The following is a 2,925-nucleotide window of genomic DNA, read 5'->3' on the forward strand; positions in this document are numbered from 1 at the left end:
AGGTGGCGATCGCCGTCCACACCAGCAGCAGTGAGATGCCGTCGAGGGAGAGCGCGTCGGTTCCGGTCATGGCAGGGTCGTCCTCTTCGTCGTTGCGGTCAGGGGGTGCCCGCGAGCGGGGTGGCGCGGTAGATCCGTGCACATCGGTCAGCCCGCGTTCGCTTCCAGCCAGGCCAGCGAGTCCACGGCGGTTCCGTCGAGGTAGACCTCGAAGTGCAGATGGTTCGCGGTGGAGCGTCCCGTGCTGCCGACGAGTCCGACCAGCTGCCCGGCCGTGACGGTCTGCCCGGCGGCGACCTGCCGGCTTCCGGTCTGCATGTGCGGGTACACCGTGCTCACCTGTTGCCCGTTCAGCACGGACTCCACCACCACGGTCACCCCGTATCCGCCGTAGCTGTCCTGCGAGATCCGCACGACGCCGTCGACGGACGCGTAGACGGGGGTTCCGCCGGCAGCGACCATGTCGGTGCCCATATGCGCGCCGCCTCGAGCACCGAAGCGGTCGGTCACGGTGAACGGACCGCCCACCGGCCACCGCACGGCTCCACTGCCTTGGGGCACGATGCTGTAGTCGAAGGGCACCGAGGCGACTTGTGCGGAGGCGCGGGCACGTTCTGCGGCTGCTTCTGCCGCCTTCTTCTGGTCGATCTCCGCCTGGGTGGTGGCCGAGTAGCTCTCCCGTGTGAGCTGCGTCCCAGTCGCGTCGGAGGCGACGATCAAGGATTGCGCGTCCTCGGACGCGACTTGCTGCAGTGTCGGGATCTCGAGGTCCGCCGGCTGCCAGGCGGCATACGCGGGGAGGGCGAAGGTGGCGATCAGGCCGGTGACCACCGTCAGGACCGCCAGGGAGCGCACTGGGCGCAGCGCGATTACCCGACCACGGGCGGACGTTTCTGCGGGCGGGCGCCGTGGGGGGCGGGTGGTGATGCTGGTGACTGGCGGGGTTGCGGCGCGGCGGAGGCTGCGGCGCGTGGGGGGCGTCTGGGGCTGGTCGCCGCCGCCGGGTGGGGTGGTCTGGTCAGTCATGATGTCCTGGTTCGTTTCGGATCAGATGGACACGCCGCGGTCGGCGAGGAAGGGGATGGGGTTGACCGGGGAGCCGTTCACGTAGGCCTCGAAGTGCAGGTTGCAGCCGAACGCGTTGCCGGTGTTGCCTTCGCTGCCGATCAGGTCGCCGGCGTTCACGCGTTGGCCGTATCCGACGTAGAAGCCGCCGGGGCGGATGTGGGCGTATCCGGTGCCGATCCCGCCGCCGTGGTCGATCTTGATGTAGTTGCCGTAGCCGCCGTTGTACCCGGCGTAGACGACGGTGCCGGCCGCGGCGGCGTAGATCCCCGCGCCGCATCCGCCGCTGAGGTCGACGCCGTAGTGGTAGCTGGTCGAGCAGTACCCGTTGCCACACTGGGAGCTGCGCGGCCCGAACCCCGAGGTGCGGTGCCCGGAGGTCGGCCGTGCCCACCCGGAGCTGACCACACCCCCACCAGCACCTCCCGAGGCGGCGAGCCGTTCCGCTTCGGCGCGCTCCGCCGCTCGCCGCTGCTCCTCGGCGATGCGGGCAGCCTCCACCCCGGCCTGATAGTCGGCGATGGTCTTCGCGGTGGTGTCCTCGAGGGCGGCGAGCTGGGCCTGCAGCTCGCCGAGGTGGAGGGTCTGCGCGTCCAGCGCGGCCTGCGCAGCATCGGCGGCCTGCTGCGACTCGAGCATCTTCTGCTCGGCGACCTGCTGCAGCCGGTCGCGCTCATCCCGGGCCACCACCGCCTGATCGGTCAGGCTCTGCGCGGCATCGCGGGCGGTGAGCGCCGCAGCGTAGACGGCCTGGTTGCGTTCCAGCAGCTTGTCCATCACGCCCAGCCGGGACAGGAGATCGTCCGCGGTCGCGGCCGACCCGGAGAGGAACAGCTCGAGGGAGGTGGTGTCGCCCCCGTCGCGGTACAGCTGCGCGGCGATGCGGCCGGCCTTGTTCGCCGCGTCGGTCGCGTTCTGCGCTTCCAGGTCGGCTTGGGACTGCAACGTGTCGGCGCGGATGGATGCGTCGAAGTACTCCTGCTGGGCGGTGTAGAACGCGCCGGCGGCCTGCTCGGCGGCGGTGCGGGTGCGCGCCACCTCGCCGGTCAGGCTTTGGATGAGGCCCTGGATCCGCTGCACCTCGGCAGCTTTGGTGGCCTCGTTCGCTTTCGCGGCCTGCACGTCCTCCCAGGACGGATAGGTCGCCGCGAACGCTGCCGGCAACAGCGGGCCGGCGACCAGGACGGCTGCCGCGCTCAATGTTCCCGCCGTCAGCAGAGTGCGCCGGCTCACCCCGGCCCGGAATGCGCGGCTCTCCGCGGGCGTGGGCGCGCACCCACACTCCTCCGCCGTCAGGTCACCAGGAAGGGTGAGATCGCTGCCCGTCGCCAGCGTTCGCAGCGACCAGGCCAGTCGACCTCCGGCAGGCCTCATCCGTGGCGTGTTCATGGGTGCCTCCCCGGATCAGTCGAACGATCTGCGGCGGCCGCACGCGTGCGGGCACGGTGGGAGAACCCCGCCGCGGTGAGAGCGCCGGCGGCAGCGAGGACGATGAGAGCGGTGAGCCAGGGACCGAGGATCACCGCCGGGGTGAGTCCGGTGCGCAGCGGGACGGTGGTGATCGACGCGTCAACGGTGTCGACGCCGATGCTGTCGACGGTGGTGCCGTCCGGGGTGATGACCTGACTGGTGCCCACCGTTGAGACGTTGACGACCGCGCGGCCGGTTTCGATGGCGCGCATCCGGGCGAACGCGAGCTGCTGCAGGTTCTCGTCGGTGCCACGGAAGTCGGCGTTGTTGGTCTGGAACACGAACACCTCTGCGCCGGCGCGGGCACCGTCCCAGATCACGGCGTCGTAGATCACGTCGAAGCAGATCGCCAACCCCACCCCGACGTCGCCGACCTGCACGAGCGGCGGG

3 protein-coding genes are annotated in these 2,925 nt (G+C 70.7%); all 3 read right to left on the reverse strand.

Annotated elements, in window-relative coordinates; genetic code table 11:
- Positions 1 to 147: 147 nt before the first annotated feature.
- A complete protein-coding gene (locus B3587_RS11930; RefSeq protein ID WP_236966997.1) occupies positions 148 to 1,026 on the reverse strand; it encodes a M23 family metallopeptidase in 879 nt (292 codons plus the stop codon).
- Positions 1,027 to 1,047: 21 nt separating this feature from the next.
- A complete protein-coding gene (locus B3587_RS11935) occupies positions 1,048 to 2,454 on the reverse strand; it encodes a M23 family metallopeptidase (protein ID WP_048809230.1) in 1,407 nt (468 codons plus the stop codon).
- A partial coding sequence (locus tag B3587_RS11940) for a nitrilase-related carbon-nitrogen hydrolase (protein ID WP_292728930.1) occupies positions 2,451 to 2,925 on the reverse strand: 475 nt, incomplete at its 5' end. The genes B3587_RS11935 and B3587_RS11940, both read right to left, overlap by 4 nt.

The organism is Microbacterium sp. UBA837, assembly GCF_002296025.1.
In the GTDB taxonomy this organism is placed as follows: domain Bacteria; phylum Actinomycetota; class Actinomycetes; order Actinomycetales; family Microbacteriaceae; genus Microbacterium.

Coding starts and splice junctions, on each gene's coding strand:
- B3587_RS11935 (WP_048809230.1), bottom strand. CDS start 2,454: ATGAACACGCCACGGATGAGGCCTGCCGGAGGTCGACTGGCCTGGTCG.
- B3587_RS11930 (WP_236966997.1), bottom strand. CDS start 1,026: ATGACTGACCAGACCACCCCACCCGGCGGCGGCGACCAGCCCCAGACG.